General features: G+C 29.5%; 21 protein-coding genes. 11 read left to right on the forward strand and 10 right to left on the reverse strand.

Going from position 1 to position 18,740, the window contains the following annotated elements; translation table 11 throughout:
* Positions 1-42 precede the first annotated feature (42 nt).
* From WAO56_RS11245 to WAO56_RS11265, 5 genes are read left to right on the forward strand one after another with little or no spacing between them, the layout of a single operon-like run.
* Entirely contained in the window at positions 43-720 is a 678-nt protein-coding gene (locus WAO56_RS11245; protein ID WP_422144533.1) for a response regulator transcription factor, read from the forward strand.
* Position 721: 1 nt separating this feature from the next.
* Positions 722-2,071, forward strand: a complete 1,350-nt coding sequence (locus tag WAO56_RS11250; RefSeq protein ID WP_422144534.1) for an ATP-binding protein — start codon at positions 722-724, stop codon at positions 2,069-2,071.
* Positions 2,072-2,101: 30 nt separating this feature from the next.
* Positions 2,102-2,659, forward strand: coding sequence for a GNAT family N-acetyltransferase (locus WAO56_RS11255; RefSeq protein ID WP_422144535.1), 558 nt, complete (start codon positions 2,102-2,104; stop codon positions 2,657-2,659).
* Between the two features lie 19 nt (positions 2,660-2,678).
* On the forward strand, positions 2,679-3,098 hold the full coding sequence (locus WAO56_RS11260; RefSeq protein ID WP_422144536.1) for a hypothetical protein: 420 nt from the start codon (positions 2,679-2,681) through the stop codon (positions 3,096-3,098).
* Between the two features lie 55 nt (positions 3,099-3,153).
* Positions 3,154-4,011, forward strand: a complete 858-nt coding sequence (locus WAO56_RS11265; RefSeq protein ID WP_422144537.1) for a GNAT family N-acetyltransferase — start codon at positions 3,154-3,156, stop codon at positions 4,009-4,011.
* A gap of 11 nt (positions 4,012-4,022) precedes the next feature.
* Here the strand turns inward: WAO56_RS11265 and WAO56_RS11270 are convergent, their stop codons facing one another.
* From WAO56_RS11270 to WAO56_RS11305, 8 genes are all read right to left on the reverse strand, one after another.
* Positions 4,023-5,030 carry a PfkB family carbohydrate kinase gene (locus tag WAO56_RS11270; RefSeq protein ID WP_422144538.1) on the reverse strand — a complete coding sequence of 336 codons (1,008 nt, stop codon included), beginning with the start codon at positions 5,028-5,030 and terminating at the stop codon, positions 4,023-4,025.
* Positions 5,031-5,062: 32 nt separating this feature from the next.
* A complete protein-coding gene (locus tag WAO56_RS11275; protein ID WP_422144539.1) occupies positions 5,063-5,800 on the reverse strand; it encodes a heparan-alpha-glucosaminide N-acetyltransferase in 738 nt (245 codons plus the stop codon).
* Between the two features lie 10 nt (positions 5,801-5,810).
* Positions 5,811-7,346 carry a cardiolipin synthase gene (gene cls / locus WAO56_RS11280; protein ID WP_422144540.1) on the reverse strand — a complete coding sequence of 512 codons (1,536 nt, stop codon included), beginning with the start codon at positions 7,344-7,346 and terminating at the stop codon, positions 5,811-5,813.
* A 22-nt stretch (positions 7,347-7,368) separates the two neighbouring features.
* Positions 7,369-7,839 carry a pyridoxamine 5'-phosphate oxidase family protein gene (locus WAO56_RS11285; RefSeq protein ID WP_422144541.1) on the reverse strand — a complete coding sequence of 157 codons (471 nt, stop codon included), beginning with the start codon at positions 7,837-7,839 and terminating at the stop codon, positions 7,369-7,371.
* A gap of 12 nt (positions 7,840-7,851) precedes the next feature.
* Positions 7,852-8,322, reverse strand: a complete 471-nt coding sequence (locus tag WAO56_RS11290) for a pyridoxamine 5'-phosphate oxidase family protein (RefSeq protein ID WP_422144542.1) — start codon at positions 8,320-8,322, stop codon at positions 7,852-7,854.
* Positions 8,323-8,508: 186 nt separating this feature from the next.
* Entirely contained in the window at positions 8,509-8,991 is a 483-nt protein-coding gene (locus WAO56_RS11295; RefSeq protein WP_422144543.1) for a nucleoside deaminase, read from the reverse strand.
* Entirely contained in the window at positions 8,991-9,935 is a 945-nt protein-coding gene (locus WAO56_RS11300) for an ABC transporter permease (protein WP_422144544.1), read from the reverse strand. The genes WAO56_RS11295 and WAO56_RS11300 overlap by 1 nt, the downstream gene beginning before the upstream one ends.
* Positions 9,929-10,990, reverse strand: a complete 1,062-nt coding sequence (locus tag WAO56_RS11305) for an ABC transporter permease (RefSeq protein ID WP_422146365.1) — start codon at positions 10,988-10,990, stop codon at positions 9,929-9,931. Before WAO56_RS11305 ends, WAO56_RS11300 begins: the two co-directional genes overlap by 7 nt.
* 232 nt (positions 10,991-11,222) lie before the next feature.
* Here WAO56_RS11305 and WAO56_RS11310 point away from each other — a divergent pair, with 232 nt between their 5' ends.
* From WAO56_RS11310 to WAO56_RS11325, 4 genes are all read left to right on the forward strand, one after another.
* Positions 11,223-12,218, forward strand: coding sequence for a BMP family protein (locus WAO56_RS11310; protein ID WP_422144546.1), 996 nt, complete (start codon positions 11,223-11,225; stop codon positions 12,216-12,218).
* 14 nt (positions 12,219-12,232) lie between these two features.
* Positions 12,233-13,327, forward strand: a complete 1,095-nt coding sequence (locus WAO56_RS11315; RefSeq protein WP_422144547.1) for an ABC transporter ATP-binding protein — start codon at positions 12,233-12,235, stop codon at positions 13,325-13,327.
* Between the two features lie 69 nt (positions 13,328-13,396).
* Positions 13,397-13,765: a hypothetical protein gene (locus WAO56_RS11320; protein WP_422144548.1), complete on the forward strand. Its 369-nt coding sequence runs from the start codon at positions 13,397-13,399 to the stop codon at positions 13,763-13,765.
* A 75-nt stretch (positions 13,766-13,840) separates the two neighbouring features.
* Positions 13,841-14,128, forward strand: a complete 288-nt coding sequence (locus WAO56_RS11325) for a hypothetical protein (protein WP_422144549.1) — start codon at positions 13,841-13,843, stop codon at positions 14,126-14,128.
* 24 nt (positions 14,129-14,152) lie between these two features.
* On the opposite strand, the gene WAO56_RS11330 is transcribed toward WAO56_RS11325, so the two are convergent.
* A complete protein-coding gene (locus WAO56_RS11330) occupies positions 14,153-15,181 on the reverse strand; it encodes a threonine aldolase family protein (protein ID WP_422144550.1) in 1,029 nt (342 codons plus the stop codon).
* Between the two features lie 6 nt (positions 15,182-15,187).
* Positions 15,188-16,576: a UDP-N-acetylmuramate--L-alanine ligase gene (murC, locus tag WAO56_RS11335; protein WP_422144551.1), complete on the reverse strand. Its 1,389-nt coding sequence runs from the start codon at positions 16,574-16,576 to the stop codon at positions 15,188-15,190.
* Positions 16,577-16,716: 140 nt separating this feature from the next.
* On the opposite strand from murC, the gene glmU reads away from it, so the two are divergent.
* Positions 16,717-18,105: a bifunctional UDP-N-acetylglucosamine diphosphorylase/glucosamine-1-phosphate N-acetyltransferase GlmU gene (glmU, locus tag WAO56_RS11340; protein ID WP_422144552.1), complete on the forward strand. Its 1,389-nt coding sequence runs from the start codon at positions 16,717-16,719 to the stop codon at positions 18,103-18,105.
* A 5-nt stretch (positions 18,106-18,110) separates the two neighbouring features.
* The gene (gene pth / locus WAO56_RS11345) at positions 18,111-18,692 is read left to right on the forward strand and encodes an aminoacyl-tRNA hydrolase (RefSeq protein WP_422144553.1); all 582 of its coding nucleotides are present in this window, start codon (positions 18,111-18,113) and stop codon (positions 18,690-18,692) included.
* The last annotated feature ends 48 nt before the right edge of the window (positions 18,693-18,740 follow it).

The raw sequence follows: 18,740 nt of genomic DNA on the forward strand, positions 1-18,740 counted from the left end.
TTATGGTATATTTAATATATTAAAAAATAAGGAAAGAGCGTTATGAAATATAGAATTTTAGTAGCAGATGATGAAGTTGAATTACTTGAAGTATTGGAACTTTATTTTAACAGGGAAAATTGGGAAATAATTAAAGCAAAAAATGGGAAAGAGGCACTGGAAAAATTTGAAAAGGCTGAACTAGTAGTTCTTGACATAATGATGCCAGAAGTTGACGGTATAGAAGTACTTCAAGAAATTAGGAAAAAGAGCTTAGTTCCGGTAATTATGCTAACGGCAAAATCACAGGATTTCGATAAAATAATTGGACTGGATTTAGGGGCAGATGACTATATTACCAAACCCTATAATCCTATGGAAGTTGTAGCCAGAATTAAGGCACAGTTAAGAAGAAATTATGGGACTTTAAAGAACAAGAAGGAAAATAAGGAAGTAGTAGTTGGTAATATGAGCTTAAATAAAAATACAGGGGAATTTTTCTATAATGGTATGCTTATAGATTTAACATCAACAGAATTTAAAATACTAACTTTATTTATGGAAAATATTAATATTATATTTACAAAAGAACAGATTTTTTCATATGTATGGGAAGATGAATTTATGAATGACGAAAATACTATTATGGTACATATTAGTAGAATTCGAAATAAAATTGGAGATAGTAATAGAAATATAATCAAAACTATAAAGGGTTTAGGCTATAAAATGGTAAAATAAGATGACTAGGAAGAAAAGTATATTTAAAGAATTAATAGCTAGCTTTATAGTATTTTCCTTGTCAATTATATTAATGTTGGTAATTTCAGGAGTTTTAGTTATATTTAATATTGTTGAAAATGAAGAGAATTATATACCAACAAATATTGTAAATGATAAAGGGGAAATTCAAAGTAGATTTTTAATAGATAATTATGGAGCTTGGGTAGAAGAACTGGATAGCAATAACAATGTTATTTCAGTTGTAGGTGAAAAACTGGACAAAACTACAAAATATAGTGATAAAGATATTATGGAATTATTAAATATTAAGGATAATAGTGAAAAATTTCATGTTTTCATTAAGTTTGTAGGTGAAGATAAATATTTAATAAAAATTCCAACAAAAAACCTGGCTTTAACTTTAAACTTAACTGATAGCAGGAGTAAAAATAGTAAGGTATTTGGAATATTATTTTTAGTTTTTTATATTTTTATGATTATTTTATTAAGTAAAAGACTTTCCAACAAGATAAAAAAACCAATTGATAAAATGCTTTTTGCTATGGATAAGGTAAAAGATGGGGAAAAGGGAGTTCAAATTGATTTTCAAACTAAAAATGAATTAAACGAATTAAAGGATAATTTTAACGATATGATTATAAAATTAGAAAGGGAAGAGGAATACAGAATAAAAAGAGAGGAGGAAAAAAACAAATTACTTCTCGATTTATCCCATGATATTAAAACTCCAATCTCCACAATAAAATCCCATTCCTTAGCCTTAAAGGATGACTTAGTAAAAGAGGAAGACAAAAAAGATTATTATGATATTTTAGATAAAAAAGCATCTAGAATTTCATATTTAGTAGATGAAATGACAAATATGTTAAAATTAGATAATAAAGATTATAAATTATATATAGAAAAGGTAAATTTTTCTGAAGTAGTAAGGCAAATTGTTTCAGAATACTATAATGAATTAGAAAGTAAAAAAATTGATGTAGATGTAAATTTACCCAAGGATGATATCTTCATTAATATAGATTTAAATTTAATAAAAAGGGTTTTAAACAACTTAATGGAAAATCAATTAAAGTATAATAGTGGAACTTTTACAAGAATATCCTTAGAGGAAAAAAATAATAAAATAATATTTAAAATTTCAGATAATGGTCAATTAATAGATGAAAATACTAAAAAAGACTTATTTAATCCCTTTGTAAGAGGTGACAAGGCAAGGACCACTTCCGGTGGTTTAGGTCTAGGTCTTTCTATTTCCAAAACTATTATTAATAAGCACAAGGGTGAAATTTACTATAGTAATAAAGATAATTTAAATAATTTTGTTATAGAGTTAGATATAAAATAATAATGGGACATAAAATATTTTGGAGGGGTTATGAAACATTTAGGAACTGTAAGATTGGAAACAGAAAGGCTAATTTTACGAAAAGTTACTTTACAGGATGTAGTACCGGCTTACAAAAATTGGGTTACAGACGATGAAGTTACTAAATTTCTAAGATGGAAAAGCCATAATAATATAGATGAAACAAAGTATATTTTTTCATCTTGGATTAATGAATATAGTAGCCAAGTCTATAACTGGATAATAGAATTAAAGGAGATTAATGAGCCTATAGGAACAATAGGTGCCATAAAAATAGATAATAGAACAGAAATGGTTCATATAGGATATGCCCTAGGAAGAGCATGGTGGGGAGAGGGAATAATGACAGAGGCCTTAACTAAATTAATGGAGTTCTTTTTTGAAGAAGTTGAAGTTAACAGGATAGAGTCTATGTTTGATCCTAATAATATTGGCTCTGGCAGGGTAATGAAGAAAGCCGGTATGAAATATGAAGGCACTTTAAAACAAGCCGATTGGAGTAATCAAGGTATTGTAGATACTTCTTACTATGGTTTAGTAGCAGAAGATTACTTTGAAGGTGAATAAATATAAGAAGGAGTAGTTAATGAAAAATAATATGCAAACAGCAAAGACCTTGGTTTTTGCTGGGGCAATAGCAAGTATAGTAATAGGTATATTAGTCTGTTTTACCTTGTTTCTTATTCCAGTAGGAATAGTGGATATTATAGGTGGAATTATTTTGTTGAAATATAAGGATTTTACAGATGAAGAATTTAAAGCTAAAGGTAATACAATTTTAACTTGGGGAATTATTTTATTAATTTTAAATTTAGTCGGAGGTATTTGTATTTTAATAGCTTATTTTCTTTCAGTTGGAGAAAATAGGGTAAGAAAAAATTCCAATATAGACGAATTAATGGAACTGGAAAAAGCTTTTGAATTAATGCAAAAAGGTGTAATTACAGAAGAAGAATACGAGAAAATAAAAGAAAAGATAATAAGGGGAGATAATAACAGACAATAGAAAGACCATTGTCTGTTATTGCATATTTAATAAGATGAATAATATAGGGACGGTTATGCTAGAAACTAAAAGGCTTATTTTAAGAAAAATAAGCCTAAAGGATATACCCTTTGCTTACAAAAATTGGGTAGCAGATGAAGAGGTAACAAAGTTTATAACATGGAAGAAACATAAAGATGTGGGAGAAACAAAAGATTTACTTGAATTCTGGATTAATAAATATAAATTCAAAAATACATATAGGTGGATAATAGAGTTAAAGGAAATGGGAGAACCAATTGGAATAATTGATGTTGTAAGTTTAGATGAAAAACTAAATATGGCAGTTATTGGATATGCTATAGGGAAAACCTGGTGGAATAAAGGAATAGTAACCGAGGCTTTTTCAAGGATTATTAAATTTTTATTTGAAAGTGTTAAATTAAATAGAGTAGAGGCAATCCATATGACTTCCAATATTGCTTCTGGCAAGGTTATGGAAAAATGTGGATTAAAATATGAAGGAACCAATAGACAAAGGTTAAAAAACAAAGAAGAGCTAGTAGATGTATCAATTTATGGAATATTAGCAGAGGATTATTTTAAAGGGAGAAAATTTAAAGCTATTGTTGATAGGCCTGTAGGTTATGTAGATGATTACAAGAATGTGTATCCAATAAATTATGGCTTTATTCCAGGCATTATTAGTGGTGATGGTGAAGAACAAGATGCTTATATTTTAACAGAAGACAATAAGCCCTTGGAAGAGTTTACAGGAGAATTAATAGCTAAAATAATTAGAAAAGATGATGTAGAAGAAAAATGGGTATTGGGAGAAGATAATAGAATATACTCAAGGGATGAAATATTTGAAAAAACTTTATTTATGGAACAGCATTTTGATTCAATTATAAAAATTATAAAAACTCCCTAATTTAGGGAGTTTTATCTTTGTATTCGTGTATTTCCACCTTGTAATAAATTATAAACATCCTCTTCTTTTACTAAGTTAACATCACCAGGAATTGTGTGTTTTAAAACAGCAGCAGCAACTCCAAAATCCAAGGCTTCTTTAAAGTTTTTATCCTTTACTAAACAATTTATTACACCGGCAACAAAGGAGTCTCCAGTTCCTACTCTGTCAATAATATCTACATCATAAACTTTTGTATGGTAGAATTCATTTCCATTGTAACCACAAGCTGAATAGAAATTAGAAGAGGAGGAAATTAACTTTCTCAAAGAGCTAAAATAGTATTTACAACCATATACTTTAGCCATGTCCTTAAAGGCATTTTCATATAATTTTAATTCATCTTCTAAACTTGTACCGGCAGGTGTTGTTTCTCTAAAACCTAATGGCCAGTCACCGTCAAAGCAAACATCTACATACTGCATTAAATTAGAAATTACCTTCCTAGCTGTTTCAATACTCCAAAGATTAGCCCTATAATTTACATCCATAGAAATAGTAATTCCCAATTCTTTAGCTACTTGCAAGGCTTTTAAAGTAATTTCTTCGCAACTTTTACTAAGGGCAGGGGTAATACCGGATATATGAAACCATTCAGCTCTATCGAAAATACTATAGAAATCAAAGTCATCTACACTAGCATTTGCTAAAGATGAGTTTTCCCTGTCATAAATTATCTTAGAAGGTCTGTAGGAATAGCCTTGTTCTAAAAAATAAATTCCGATTCTCTTTCCTCCTCGAGGAATATAACTAGTATGTACTCTGTATTTATTTAAAGAATCTATGGCAGCTTGTCCTAGTTCATTGTCTGGAAGTTTTGTAACATGTTGAACCCTGTTGTTATAATTTGCTAAAGATACTGCAACATTAGCTTCTCCTCCTCCAAAGACTGCATTATAATTAGTAGCCTGATTAAATTTTTCAAAATTAGGAGTAGCAAGTCTTAACATTATTTCTCCAAGAGTAACTATTTTTTTCATTTTTTTCTCCTTTCTTTTTGTGAAAAACTCCCTTAAAACAAGGGAGTTTTATATATGTAAGACAATATTAAATATATTATTGGCTGATGGACCATATAAATAAATAAACTATGTCTTCCAATTATACATATAGGGTTGTATCTTTTTTTCTTCATTATTGGTTTTTTAGTTACTATTAATCGTCCAATATAAAAACCAACTATAAATAGAAATATCCATGGTAATATTGGGAAATAGTCTGCTGATGTAAAATTAGAACTAGGAAATCCTAGCCAAAATAAAAATTTTAAATTATATAGTTTTTCAGGTAGGTAATATTTTGTAAAAAACAAATTAATATATCCACTTGTAATTGGTTTTGTAGCTATAAATAATAGGATAAATAATACTATTCCTATAAATGGATTTATTTTTTTTAATATAGGATCAATTGCTAGTAGTATTAGTGTAGCAAAGGCAAAAAAGTGTATTATTCCAAAGGCTATAAATTGGTCCTTCATAAAAATTACTGTAAAAACTGAAAGTATTGCAGCACAGATTAAAAGAACAGTAAATTTTCTAGAATGCTTTTTTCCAAAATTATAGGAAATACCAGAAGTTACTATAAATGTCATAGCTATTAAGTTTTGCCATATAGAGGAGTATTTACTGGGAAACCAGGAAATACTTTCTCCAAATATATAGACCAGATCATAGCATAAATGGTAAATAACCATATTAATTATTGCAAAACCTCTTATAAAATCAATTGAGTTATATCTTTCTTTCATAATTTTTCCTTTACATCATTGGTGCAAAGACCCTTAATATAGATCTAATGACTTTTGTAATCCATAGTGTTTTTTTCATTTCTGTTAATGTTTTTCTCTGAGATATATCTATTGTATTAAGAAAATCCCTTTTTATATCAAAAATAACAGGTGAGTCATAAAACCAAACAGCATCTTCGAAATGTAGATACAAGCTTCTAAAATCTACATTTATAGTCCCTACTACAGCAAATTTATCGTCTGATACAAAATTCTTTGCATGTATAAAGCCAGGTGTATATTCATATATTTTTACTCCAGAAGCAATTAGACTTTCATAATAGCTTCTAGTAACCATAAAAACAGTTTTTTTATCGGGAATATGAGGGGTTAAAATTCTAACATCAATACCTCCCTTTGCAGCGTTTTTTAAGGCTGTAAGCATTTCATTAGAAAGTATTAAGTAGGGTGTTGTAATATATACATAATTCTTTGCCCTGTTAATTATATTTAAGTAAATATTTTCACCAACAGGATCAGCATCTAAAGGTGAATCGGAAAAAGGTTGAACAAATCCGGTATCGGGGTCTTCTATAATATCATCAAAATTTAATCTATGTAAATGGGATTCGAAGTCTACAAATTCATCTGAAATAGAATTCCACATGGATAAAAATATTACAGTTAAACTCCATACCGCTTGACCATACAGCCTAACTGCACTGTCCTTCCAATGACCAAACCTTTCAACTTTATTAATATATTCATCTGCTAAATTTACTCCACCAGTATAGCCAATATTCCCATCAATAACTATTATTTTTCTATGATCCCTATTATTATGTCTTGGCATAACAAATAGTTTTATAGGGTTGAAAACCTGACACTTTATTCCCTTTGAAATTAGAAACTTATCGTAATTTCTAGGAAGCTTGGAAATACATCCAAAATCATCATAAATTAGTCTTACATCGACACCTTCTTTGACTTTTTCCACTAGAATATCTAAAACCGTATTCCACATATAACCTTCTTCTATTATGAAGAATTCTAGGAAAATAAAATTTTTGGCATTTTTCAGGTCTTCAATAAAATCGTTAAAAAACATTTCTCCACTAGGATAGTATTTAGAATTGGTGTTCTTATAAACAGGACAACTTGCATATCTTTCTAAATATCTACTTTGTATATAGGCATCTTCATCTGTAATTTCCTCTAAGGTATTTACATGATTAGTCATTAGAAAATGAAAAGATGATGTTGTTGTCGACATGGACATTCTTATATTTGCTACAAATCTATTTTGAGCAAAGAACAAATAGATAACGGAACCAAACATAGGAAAGGATATAATTGGAACGATCCAAGCTATTTTATAGGCAGGATTTGTATCCTTATTTATAATTGTTACTACTAAAATAAGACCTAAAATTAAACTTGTAATATAAAACCAAAAGAAATTATCGGCAAGTATAATATATAGCTCATATGTAAGAAGTAATTGTAGAATGAAAATAATACTAATGAAGAACATTCTACTTGTAATAAATTTAAAAAAGTTTTTCATATATACCTCGGTTTGTGGAAAACTATTTTTTAGATTTTCCAGTAATAGACCTTGCTTTAATTTCAAAAACCCTTGTTCTACTAATAGCTGCAGGATTAAATTTAAATCCATCATCTTTATGATGGTGTTTTACTAAAATATCTAGGGCATTGTAAATTTCATCATAGTTTTTAAGTTCTCGTAAAACACCTTTTCCAATAATTGAGTCATAAGCCATTGTACAGTATCCCTTATCATATTTTACAATAAGTTCATGATTACAGTCTATTTCAAAGGAAAGTTTAGCATTATCATAAATATAAGCATACTTGCTACCTTCTAATGCACCGTGAAAATAGAAATACAAATTATTGTTTTTTAGTTCGCAGCCATAGTTAACAGGCAAAATATAAGGATAATCCCCATTGTTAAAGGCTAATATAATAACATCACCATTTAAAGCGATATTATAAAAGTTTTCTATACCTACAACTTCTCTTTCTGCTTTTCTCATTAATCCTCCTAATTATACATTGGATTTACCGGTTATACTAAGAACTTCAATTTTAAAAACCTTAATTTTTTTCAAAGCTTCTTGCTTATATTCATTATAATAGGAAGTAGTGTATTGCTTCATTATACAATTTAAAGCATTCGTTACTTCTTCATGTTCATCTATTTCATAAATAATACCTTTACCAATTAAAGACTCATATTTCATGGAAAAGGAACAATTATTTTTTCCGATTATCAGTTTATGGTTACAATCTATTTCGAAAGAAACCTTAGCTCCATTGTAAATATACTTGTATTTAGTACCTTCTAGTGCACCGAGAAAATAGAAATACAAAGTATTGTTCTTTAACTCACATCCGTAGTTTACTGGTAAAACATAGGGAAAATCATTATCGTTAAAGGCGAGAACAATTGAATTACCATTTTTAGCAATCGAAAGTATATTATTAAGCCCTGTAACTTCTCTATCATCCCTTCTCATATAGCACCTCTAAATAAAATTAGTTATTATTGATTTTACTATATAACCATATTATTTAAAAGTTTTCGGGAAATAAGATAGCTTGTATAATATATTATATATTAAATAAAAGAGTAAGAATCAAAAAAAGATAATAAAATTCCCCTAAATACATATGGATTTAGGGGATGGTTTTTTTCAGTTATTCTATTTATTATTCCAATAATTTAAATGTGGCCTTAATATTTCCTCTGTCATTTCTTCAATAGGTCCAATAACCTTTATATTTTTTTGTCCTCTTGAAAAAACTTCCCTTGAAGGTAAATCAAATGTTGGATTTCTGTCATCAGAGCCAGTTATTTCCAAAAGTTTTTTCTCTGAAACGCCATATACTATTGTTCCTACATTAGTCCAATAAACAGCACCACAACACATTACACATGGCTCACAGGTAGTATACATAGTACAGTTCCATAAATATTCTTTGTCGAATAATTCTCCGGCCTTTTCCATTAATTTTGTTTCAGCATGACCTATAGAGGATTTCTTTGTTACTTCAACATTTCCTTGTCTTAGTATAATTTCTCCTTCAGGAGAAACTAAAATAGCTCCAAAGGGATGATTACCCTTAGCAAGAGATTCTTCTGAAACTTTTACGGCTTCTTTTAAATAGTAGTTGTGATCTTTCATTATTTTGCCTCCCTGTAATAAGGTTTACCATTAGCTTTAGGTCCAGCATTTTTACTTCCAAAGAATATTAAAGAAAATAGGGTAATAGCATAAGGAAGCATTGCTAAAATTTGATATGGTATTGAGTTATCTAAAACTTGTAGTCGTAATTGTAGAGCATCAGCAAAACCAAAAATTAAGGTAGCCAAAAATATTCCAGATGGTTTCCATCTTCCAAAAATAACGGCAGATAGTGCAATAAAACCTCTTCCTGCTACAAGACCGTCGGAGAAGGATTTTATATAACATGTAGTTAAATAAGCACCACCAAGTCCTGCTAAACCTCCACATAATATACAAGCTATGTATTTCTTTGCTATTACATTTATTCCCAAAGATTCAGCTGCTTTAGGATATTCACCAACAGATTTATAATTTAAACCTGCTTTAGTTTTATTAAAGAATATATATGAAATTATAACCAGTATGAAAGAAAAATATACAAGTATATTTTGATTAAAAAATATACTGCCAATAAAAGGGATATCTCCTAATAATGGAATTTTTATATTACCTAATAAAGGAACCTTGTCAAGACTGGTTTTTATACCAAAATATGATCTATAAATAAATGTAGCTAATGCAGGGCAAAGTATATTTAATGCCATACCGTTAACTATTTGATTAGCTCTTATTGTAACTGTTGAAAAAGCATAAATCATATTAATCAATATACCTGAAAGTGTACCAAGAAGAACTCCGAATAAAGGATTTCCTGTAATATAGGTTCCTAAAAATCCGAATAGAGCTCCAATGGTCATTATTCCATCTAAGCCTATATTTACTAATCCTGCTCTCTCAGAATACATTTCACCTAAAGCTGTAAATAAAAGTGGGGTTGACATTCTAACAGTAGCTACTAATAAAGCGTGTATAAAACTTACTGACAAAATAGCCTCTAACATTTTGCTTCACCTCTTTTTCTGTTTTTTAAGAATGAAGATATAGATCCTTGATTAACTAAAGTAGTGCCTGCTACTACGAAAATAATTACTAATGCTTGTATTATTCCAACTACAGTAGTTGGTATTCCAGTAGCTATTTGCATTGTATTTGCACCAGTTCTTAAAATTGCAAATAGAAAAGCAACAATAACAGTTCCTATAGGATTTAATTGTCCGATTAATGCAATTGCTACCCCATCAAAACCGAATCCTTCACCATAACCAGCCATTAGCCTAAATTGTGCACCATGTAATTCTATGGCTCCACCTAGGCCGGCAATAGCACCTGAAATTATGAAAGAAAAGAACATGTATTTTTTTACATTAAATCCGTTAACTAAAGAAGCTTCTTGGTTAAGACCAACAGCTCTTAACTTGAAACCTGCGGTAGTATTAAAAAGAAAATAATATAATATTGCTGCTAGTATTATAGCTATAAAAATTCCTATATGTACTCTAGTACCTGGTAAAAACTTTGGTAATTTTAAAGATTCAGCAACTGCTGCCGTTTGTGGAATATTCGCCTCCATCAAAGGACCACTAAAGAGATAAGACATAAATAATGTTGCTATGTAATTTAAAAGAATAGTTATAATCATCTCATTTAGTGATAAAAAAGACTTTAAAAGTCCAGGAATAAATCCCCATAAACCGCCACAGATTGCTCCTATTAGTAAACTAACTAGAATGGATATGAAAGGTGGTAATGAATTGCCGAATTTTATTGCAAACCATACACTTCCAATAGAGCCCATAATAAATTGTCCTTCTGCTCCTAAATTAAACAAATTACATCTATAAGCAAAAGTTGCTGCTAAACCGGTAAATATTAAAGGCGTTGCTTTAACTAATGTTTCTCCTAAGGAACCAATATTTCCTAAAGCTCCTGTAAATAAATAGGAATAGGCTACTATAGGATTTTGCCCTACAGATATTATCGCTAAACTTCCAATTAGAAATGCTAGCAACAAGGATACTATTGGGACAACGATTTTCATATAACCTTTATTCTTCATTTACTGACCTCCTTGAAAATTAATTTATTTTAAATTGATAATATATCAGGGGGGAGTATGTGTCAATACAATAAAATTTATTGATAATAAAAAAGTATAAAAGATAATAAAATAGACTATTTATCAATATAACTTGACATTAAGATAATTAGAGAAAAATAAGTTTGAAAAGTTATTGACATTGAAAATTTATTAAGATAATATTAATTTACGATTAATATGGAGGTGCTTTATGAAGAAAAAAGTAAGTTTATTTTTAGTGGTTTTGTTAACCTTTTCATTGTTAGTTGGATGTAACAATAAGGATACATCATCTACAGGAGAGGCAAAAGGTGGAGATAAGGCAGAGTATAAAGTAGCAATGGTAGCAAATGCACCAATAGCTGATGGTGGTTGGAATACTAGTGCGTATGAAGCAATGCAGGAAGCAGCTAAGGAAATGGGATTTGAAACTACATATTCGGAAAACGTTGCACAAACTGATTATGTTTCTACATTTAGAGAATATGCTATAGCTGGTTATGATTTAATTTTTGCACCAGGAAATGAATTTACTGATGCAGTAAAAGAAGTGGCAAAAGATTTTCCAGATGTTAATTTTGCAATATTAAACGGTGATGAATATTCTGAAAATATTGCATCATTATTACCAAATAATAAACAAATAGGATTTATAGCAGGCGCATTAGCTGCAATGAAAACAGAAACAAATTCTGTTGCATTTGTTGGTGGTATGGAAATAACGCCGACAGTTACAATGTTAGAATATTTTGAAAAAGGTGCTAAAGAAATTAAGCCTGATGTAAAAGTATCTTCTGCTTATGCCGGATCTTTTGATGATACTGCAAAAGGAAAAGAAATAGCAATATCTTTGATTTCTACTAACGATGCAGATGTTTTTTATGGTCATGCTAGTGCAATAGATAAGGGTGTTAGAGAAGGATTAGAAACAGAAAGCAACAGATGGAGCATAGCACAACCTAGTGACTTTTTAGATGATGATCCGGAAATAATTTTAACAAGTATAGTTACTAGTAATACACAATTACTTAAATTAGCGATGGAAGATGTTAAAAATGATACATATGGTGGGAAAATTATTGAAGGAACTTTAGATAATGATGTAGTTACTATAGGTAGATTTGGTAAAAGTTTAGATGAAAATATACAAAAAGAATTTACTGAATTTGTTGAAAAGGTAAAAAGTGGAGAAATAACTGTAGAATAAATAAGGTGATAAAAATGACCCATGTTCTGGAAATGAAAAATATTACAAAGGAATTTGGCAACTTTAAAGCAAATAACAAAGTTAATATTTATTTAGACAAAGGTGAAGTTTTAACTTTGCTTGGTGAAAATGGAGCTGGAAAAAGTACATTGATGAATGTACTTTGTGGGCTTTATCTTCCAACAGAAGGAGAAATTTATATTAATGGCAAAAAAGTCAATATAGATACTCCATCAAAAGCAGTTGAATTAGGTATAGGTATGGTACATCAACATTTTATGTTAATTGAAGATATGACAGTATTTGAAAATATTATTTTAGGAAATACTGGAAAAACACGTGCTAATAAATTATTTATTGACAAAAAACATGAAAAACAAGAAATTCAGAAGTTAACAAGCAAGTACGGCTTATCTGTGGATTTAGATAAGAAAATTAGCACCATATCTATAGGTGAACAACAAAGAGTTGAGATTTTGAAAGCTCTATATAGAGGAGCAGAAGTTCTAATACTAGATGAACCTACAGCTGTTTTAACAGATGAAGAAGTTGAGGGATTATTTTCAATAATAGATAAACTGAAAGCTGAAGGAAAGTCTATAATATTTATTTCTCATAAAATGAGAGAAGTTATGCGAGTAAGTACTAGAGTTACAATATTAAGATCTGGGGAGTCAGTAGCAACTTTTAATATTGGAGATGTTACATCAGAAGAATTAGCAAATATTATGGTAGGAAGAGAGATAAAAGAAAGCAAGTTTGAAAAAGTAAACCCTGATACTGAAGATCTAGTTGTTTTGAAAAATATAAACTATAATAGTAAATCAAAACATTCAGGACTAAGGAATATAAGTTTTTCAATTAAAAAAGGTGAAATTTTAGGTGTAGCAGGAGTAGATGGAAATGGGCAGTCTCAATTAGCTTCTATTTTATCGGGAATAATTAAACCTGAGTCAGGTGAGTATATCTTAAATGGAGAAAAAATTAATAAATTTACACCTGATTGTTTGATTAATAGAAATGTAAGTCATATACCTGAAGACAGAAATAAAATGGGGTTAGTTGGGGAAATGTCAGTAGCTGAAAATATTGTTTTAAAAAACACCTGAGCTCCGGAATTCTCCGATGGACACGGAAAAAGATTAAAACATAAGTGTATAAATGATTACTGTAATACTATGCAGGAGAAATATGACATTAGATGTAGAGGCTCAGAAGATTTAGCTAAGAATTTATCTGGTGGAAATCAACAAAAGATTATTTTAGCTAGAGAGTTAGAATCGGAGCCAGATTTTCTAATAGCAGTTCATCCAACGAGAGGTTTGGATATAGGCGCTACTCAATTTGTTCATGAAAATATGATTAAAGCTAGGGATAGAGGATGTTCAATTCTTATGATATCTGCAGATTTAGATGAGGTATTAAAAATATCAGATAGGATTATAGTTATGTTTGAGGGAGAAATAATGGGAGAATTTTCAGGCAAATCTCCGGATATTGATAGTATTTCCAGTGCTATGGCAGGTAAAGTTATTGTTTCAGCCTAGCTAAAATATTAAATGCCTATTCACAAAATAATTATATTAGTATATAATAATTCCTTGTATAGAAAAGGAGTTATTATGTGTAAAAATTTTAGTGTTAAAATACTGTTAAAAGATTCATTAGATTCTATAGAAATATTTGAAGAAGCTGTAATTATAGTAAAGTTAAATAGGATAGATGAAATCAAAGAAAAAGTTGAATTATATATTGAATCCTTAAATAATGAGAGTGAAGATGGAAAGGTATTTGAACTTGTCTCAATTATAGATTACTATGAGTTACATAATAATATTTCTATTGATACTGATTTTCTAGATGTATACAGTCGTTATTTGAACCAAGAGGAAATAAAAGCATATATGTAGTAAAAGCTCACATTTAGTGAGCTTTTATAATTTCTCTATTAATTTGTCAATATATTCTTCTTTTGTATTCCAGCCAGTTGCAATTCTTATAACTTTTTGATTTTCGTCATATTGTGACATTATTTCAAAAGTGAAATCCTTAGATAATTCATCTAATTTTTCTTGACTTATAACTACAAATGTAAGATTTGTAGGAGAATTTATCGTTAATTTGTATCCCTTTTCAACTAGGGCCTTTCGTAATTTTGTTGATAGATAGTTAGCGTGTTTAGCCAGTTTAAAATAGAGATTATCTTTAAATAATTCGGAAAATTGAATTCCTAAAAATCTTCCCTTAGCCAGTAAGGCTCCTCGAAGCTTTAAATTGTATTGAAAATCAACTCTAAGCTTAGGGTTAATTACAACTAATGCTTCTCCATACATGGCACCTAGTTTTGTTCCGCCTATATAGAACATATCACAATGACTTGCAATAAATTCTAAATCCAAATCATTATTTTCGGCAGAAAGGGCGTAACCTAATCTAGCACCGTCAATATATAAAAATAAATTTAACTCTTGGCAAACATTATATAATTCTTCTAGTTCTTTTCTTGTATAAATCGTTCCAAATTCTGTTGAGTTTGAAATATATACCATTTTAGGTTGTACATCATGAATTTTTGACATTCCTTGAATATGATGTGCTTTAATCATAGCCTTAATATCGGAAGGTACAAGTTTACCGTCATGATTAGGAAGAGTTAAAATCTTGTAACCACTGTTTTCAACTGCCCCACATTCGTGGGTGTTAATATGGCCTGTATCAGCTGATATTACAGCCTGGTAATGCATTAAGACTGCTGATATTGCTATTACATTTGTTTGTGTACCACCTGAAATAAAATATATATCTATGTCTTGGTTATTACATAAATCCTTTATTTGTTTTTTAGCCATATCTGAAAATGAGTCAAATCCATAAACTCCTGTTTGATAATCGTTAGTCTCAACTAGTTTTTCTAGAATATTAGGATGAACACCATCAGAATAATCACAATTCAAATATATCATTATTTATCACTCCACTATCATTTTAGCTAGAACATCAGGGTTACCACATCCAGTTGTTATTACGACATCCTGGTCATTAACTTCTTTTTGTATATGGTCTTTTGCTTCTTCAAAAGTTTTTAAATAAATTGCATTAACTCCATTTTCCCTAAGTTTTTCTACAAGATCAACGGAGTGAATAGTAGGGTCGAACTTTTCTCTAGCAGCATATATTTCTGTAACAATTACCTCGTCACAGTCATAAAAGGAATTTGCAAAATCATTTAACAAATGTTTTGTTCTACTATAGGTATGTGGTTGAAAAACACATAGAAGTTTTTTCTTTTTATGTTCAGCCAGTGCTGACATTGTTGCTTTTATTTCTACAGGATGATGACCGTAGTCAGTCATAATTACTGCATCATTATATTTTCCAATAACCTCCATACGCCTATGAAGATTTTTGTATTCATACATGCTATTTTTTATTGTTTCCAAGTCAATTCCAGATTCAAAGGAAGCAATAATAGCTGCTGCAGAATTATAGATATTATAACGTCCAATTATATTTAGTGAAAAATGTTGAGTTCCAAAACCTTCTTTTTTACTAATTATATCAAAACTTGGATGACCTATTTCATCAAAGGAAATATTTTTTATATTATAAACAGCTTCTTCGTTTTCTATACCAAAGCTTAAAACTTCACCTTTTATATGATCTAAAAGGGGTAGACAATTCTTATCATCTATATTTATAACAGCCTTGGAATTTTCATCTAAATTTTTCATGTAACCTATAAAGGTACTAACAATATGATTTATATCCTTATAAAAATCTAAGTGGTCCTCGTCTATATTAAGAATTATTGCCATTGATGGATAATAATTTAAGATATTGGCCTTAAATTCACAGGCCTCAGTTAAAAGATAATCACTTTTTCCACAATGAACATTTCCATCGATTTCGTCTAATTTTCCGCCTAAAAGAATATTAGGATCTACTTCGGAATTTATAAGAATTTTTGAAATCATACTTGTTGTTGTAGATTTTCCATGGGAGCCTGATACACCTATTGAGTATTTGTAATTTCTCATAAGTGCCCCTAGGAACACTCCTCTAGATACACATGGAACTCCTGTGTTTTTTGCAGCAATTAATTCTTCATTGTCTGGAAGAATAGCATCAGTATATATAATTAAGTCCGGGTTGTTAATATTTTCTTTTTTTTGTCCTATTATGACTTTTATTCCTAATCCTCTTAAATGTTCTAATGTATCTGAATCATCTCTATCGGAACCGGATACTTCAAAGTCGTGGAATTTAAGTAGTTCGGCAATTCCACTCATACTTACTCCACCTATTCCAATAAAGTGAACTTTTTTTATATTTTTATCGTATAAATTAAAATTAAACATAGAAAGCCTCCTAAACATAGTTATTATATCATGCAATGTTAATTACTACAAAACAACTAAGAAATGAAAAAAGATAGACTTTAAAACTGTTTTTAATATAATATAGAAGTAGTATAATTCTTACTAATATGGAGGAGAAAATGAATATTTGTATAATTCTTGCAGCAGGTGAAGGAACTAGAATGAAATCGAAGAATTCTAAAGTTCTACATAAATTATTAAATAAACCTATGATTGAATATGTACTTGATGCAAGTGATAGTGTTAATGTTGGTAAAAAAATTATTATTGCAGGTAAAAATAAAAATGATTTAAAAAATATTTTATCGGATAAAGATATTGTTATAAAGGAACAAAAAATTGGAAAGGAATATCCTTATGGAACAGGATATGCTGTTAGCCTTGCACTAGAAGAAATAGATGACAGGGATAATGTTCTTATTTTAACGGGAGATACTCCCCTAATAAAAGGACAAACCCTAAAGGATTTTATGGATTTTCATATTAAAAACAATAACGTTGCTACGGTTTTAACAGCAAACATTGAAGATCCAACAGGATATGGTAGAATTATCAAGGACAATGAAGGCAATTTAATAAAAATCGTCGAGCATAAGGATTGTACTAAAGAAGAGCTTAAAATAAAAGAATTTAATTCGGGTTTTATTGTAATTAATGGCAAAGCTTTAAAAGACAGCATCGGTAAATTAGATCAAGATAATATTCAAGGGGAAATGTATTTAACGGATATTTTTGAAATTATAAGAGAAAGAGGAGATAAGATTTCAACTTTTCTTATAGATGATGTAGAGGAAGTTTATGGAATTAATTCAAAATTACAACTTTCAATTGCACAGGAAGTATTAAGAAAGAGAATAAATTCCTACCATATGCTAAATGGAGTTATTATGGAAAACCCTGGCAATATTTTTATTGAGGATTCTGTAATAATTGGTAAGGACTCTGAAATTAGATCTGGTGTTAGAATTACCGGCAATACTATAATTGGAGAAGATTGCTTAATTCATGGGGACACTGTAATCGATAATTCTAAAATAGGAAATAATGTTACAATAAAATCATCTACTATTGAAAATAGTGAAATAGGTGATGGTACAGATGTTGGGCCTTATGCACATTTAAGACCAAATTCTAAATTAGGTAAAAATATCCACATAGGAAATTTTGTTGAAGTAAAAAATTCCAATATAGATAATGGAACTAAGGCTGGACATTTAGCTTATATAGGCGATGGAGATATAGGAAAGGATGTAAATATTGCCTGTGGAGTTATATTTGCAAACTATGATGGAAAACTTAAACATAGAACAACAATAGGGGATAATGCTTTTATTGGAAGTAATGTAAACTTAGTAGCCCCTATAAGTGTTGGAAATAAAGGATATATAGCAGCTGGCTCTACAATTACAAAGGATGTAGGAGAAGGAGAACTTTCTGTTGAAAGAGCAGAGCAAAGAAATATATCTGGATGGGTGAAAAGAAAAGAAGAAAGGGATAGTAGGAAGTAGATATTTTGAAATTAATAGTTGGATTAGGAAACCCTGGTAAAAAATATGAGGGAAATCGACATAATGTAGGCTTTATGGCTATTGATAAATTAGCAGAAGAAAATAACATTAGTATAAATAAAACAAAATTTCATTCACTTTATGGTGAGGGAAGAATTAATTCGGAAAAAGTAATTCTTATGAAGCCGGTAACCTATATGAATAATTCAGGAATTGCAGTTATGGAATGTTCTAATTATTATAATATTCCAGTAGATGATATTATTGTAATTTGTGATGATATAGACATACCTTTTGGAACAATAAGAATTAAGAAAAAAGGCTCAGCTGGTACCCATAATGGTTTAAAATCTATAATCTACCATTTAAAAAGCGACAATTTTCCAAGGGTGAAAATATCTGTCGGAGAAAAAATACCACAAATGAGTTTAGCGGATTTTGTTTTAAGTAATTTTACTAAAGATGAAATTATAGTTTTAGAGAAAGAAATAGATGATTCAGTAAAAGCTACTGAACTAATAATTGGAAGTAACATAGAAGAAGCAATGAATAGATTTAATGGCAAGAGTCATTTAGAATTAAATTAATTCTTCTAGCCCAGAGAAATCTGGGCTTGTTTAAGTTCCAATTAAGGA

Origin of the sequence: Miniphocaeibacter sp. (assembly GCF_049276255.1) — a bacterium.
Lineage (GTDB): Bacteria > Bacillota > Clostridia > Tissierellales > Peptoniphilaceae > Miniphocaeibacter.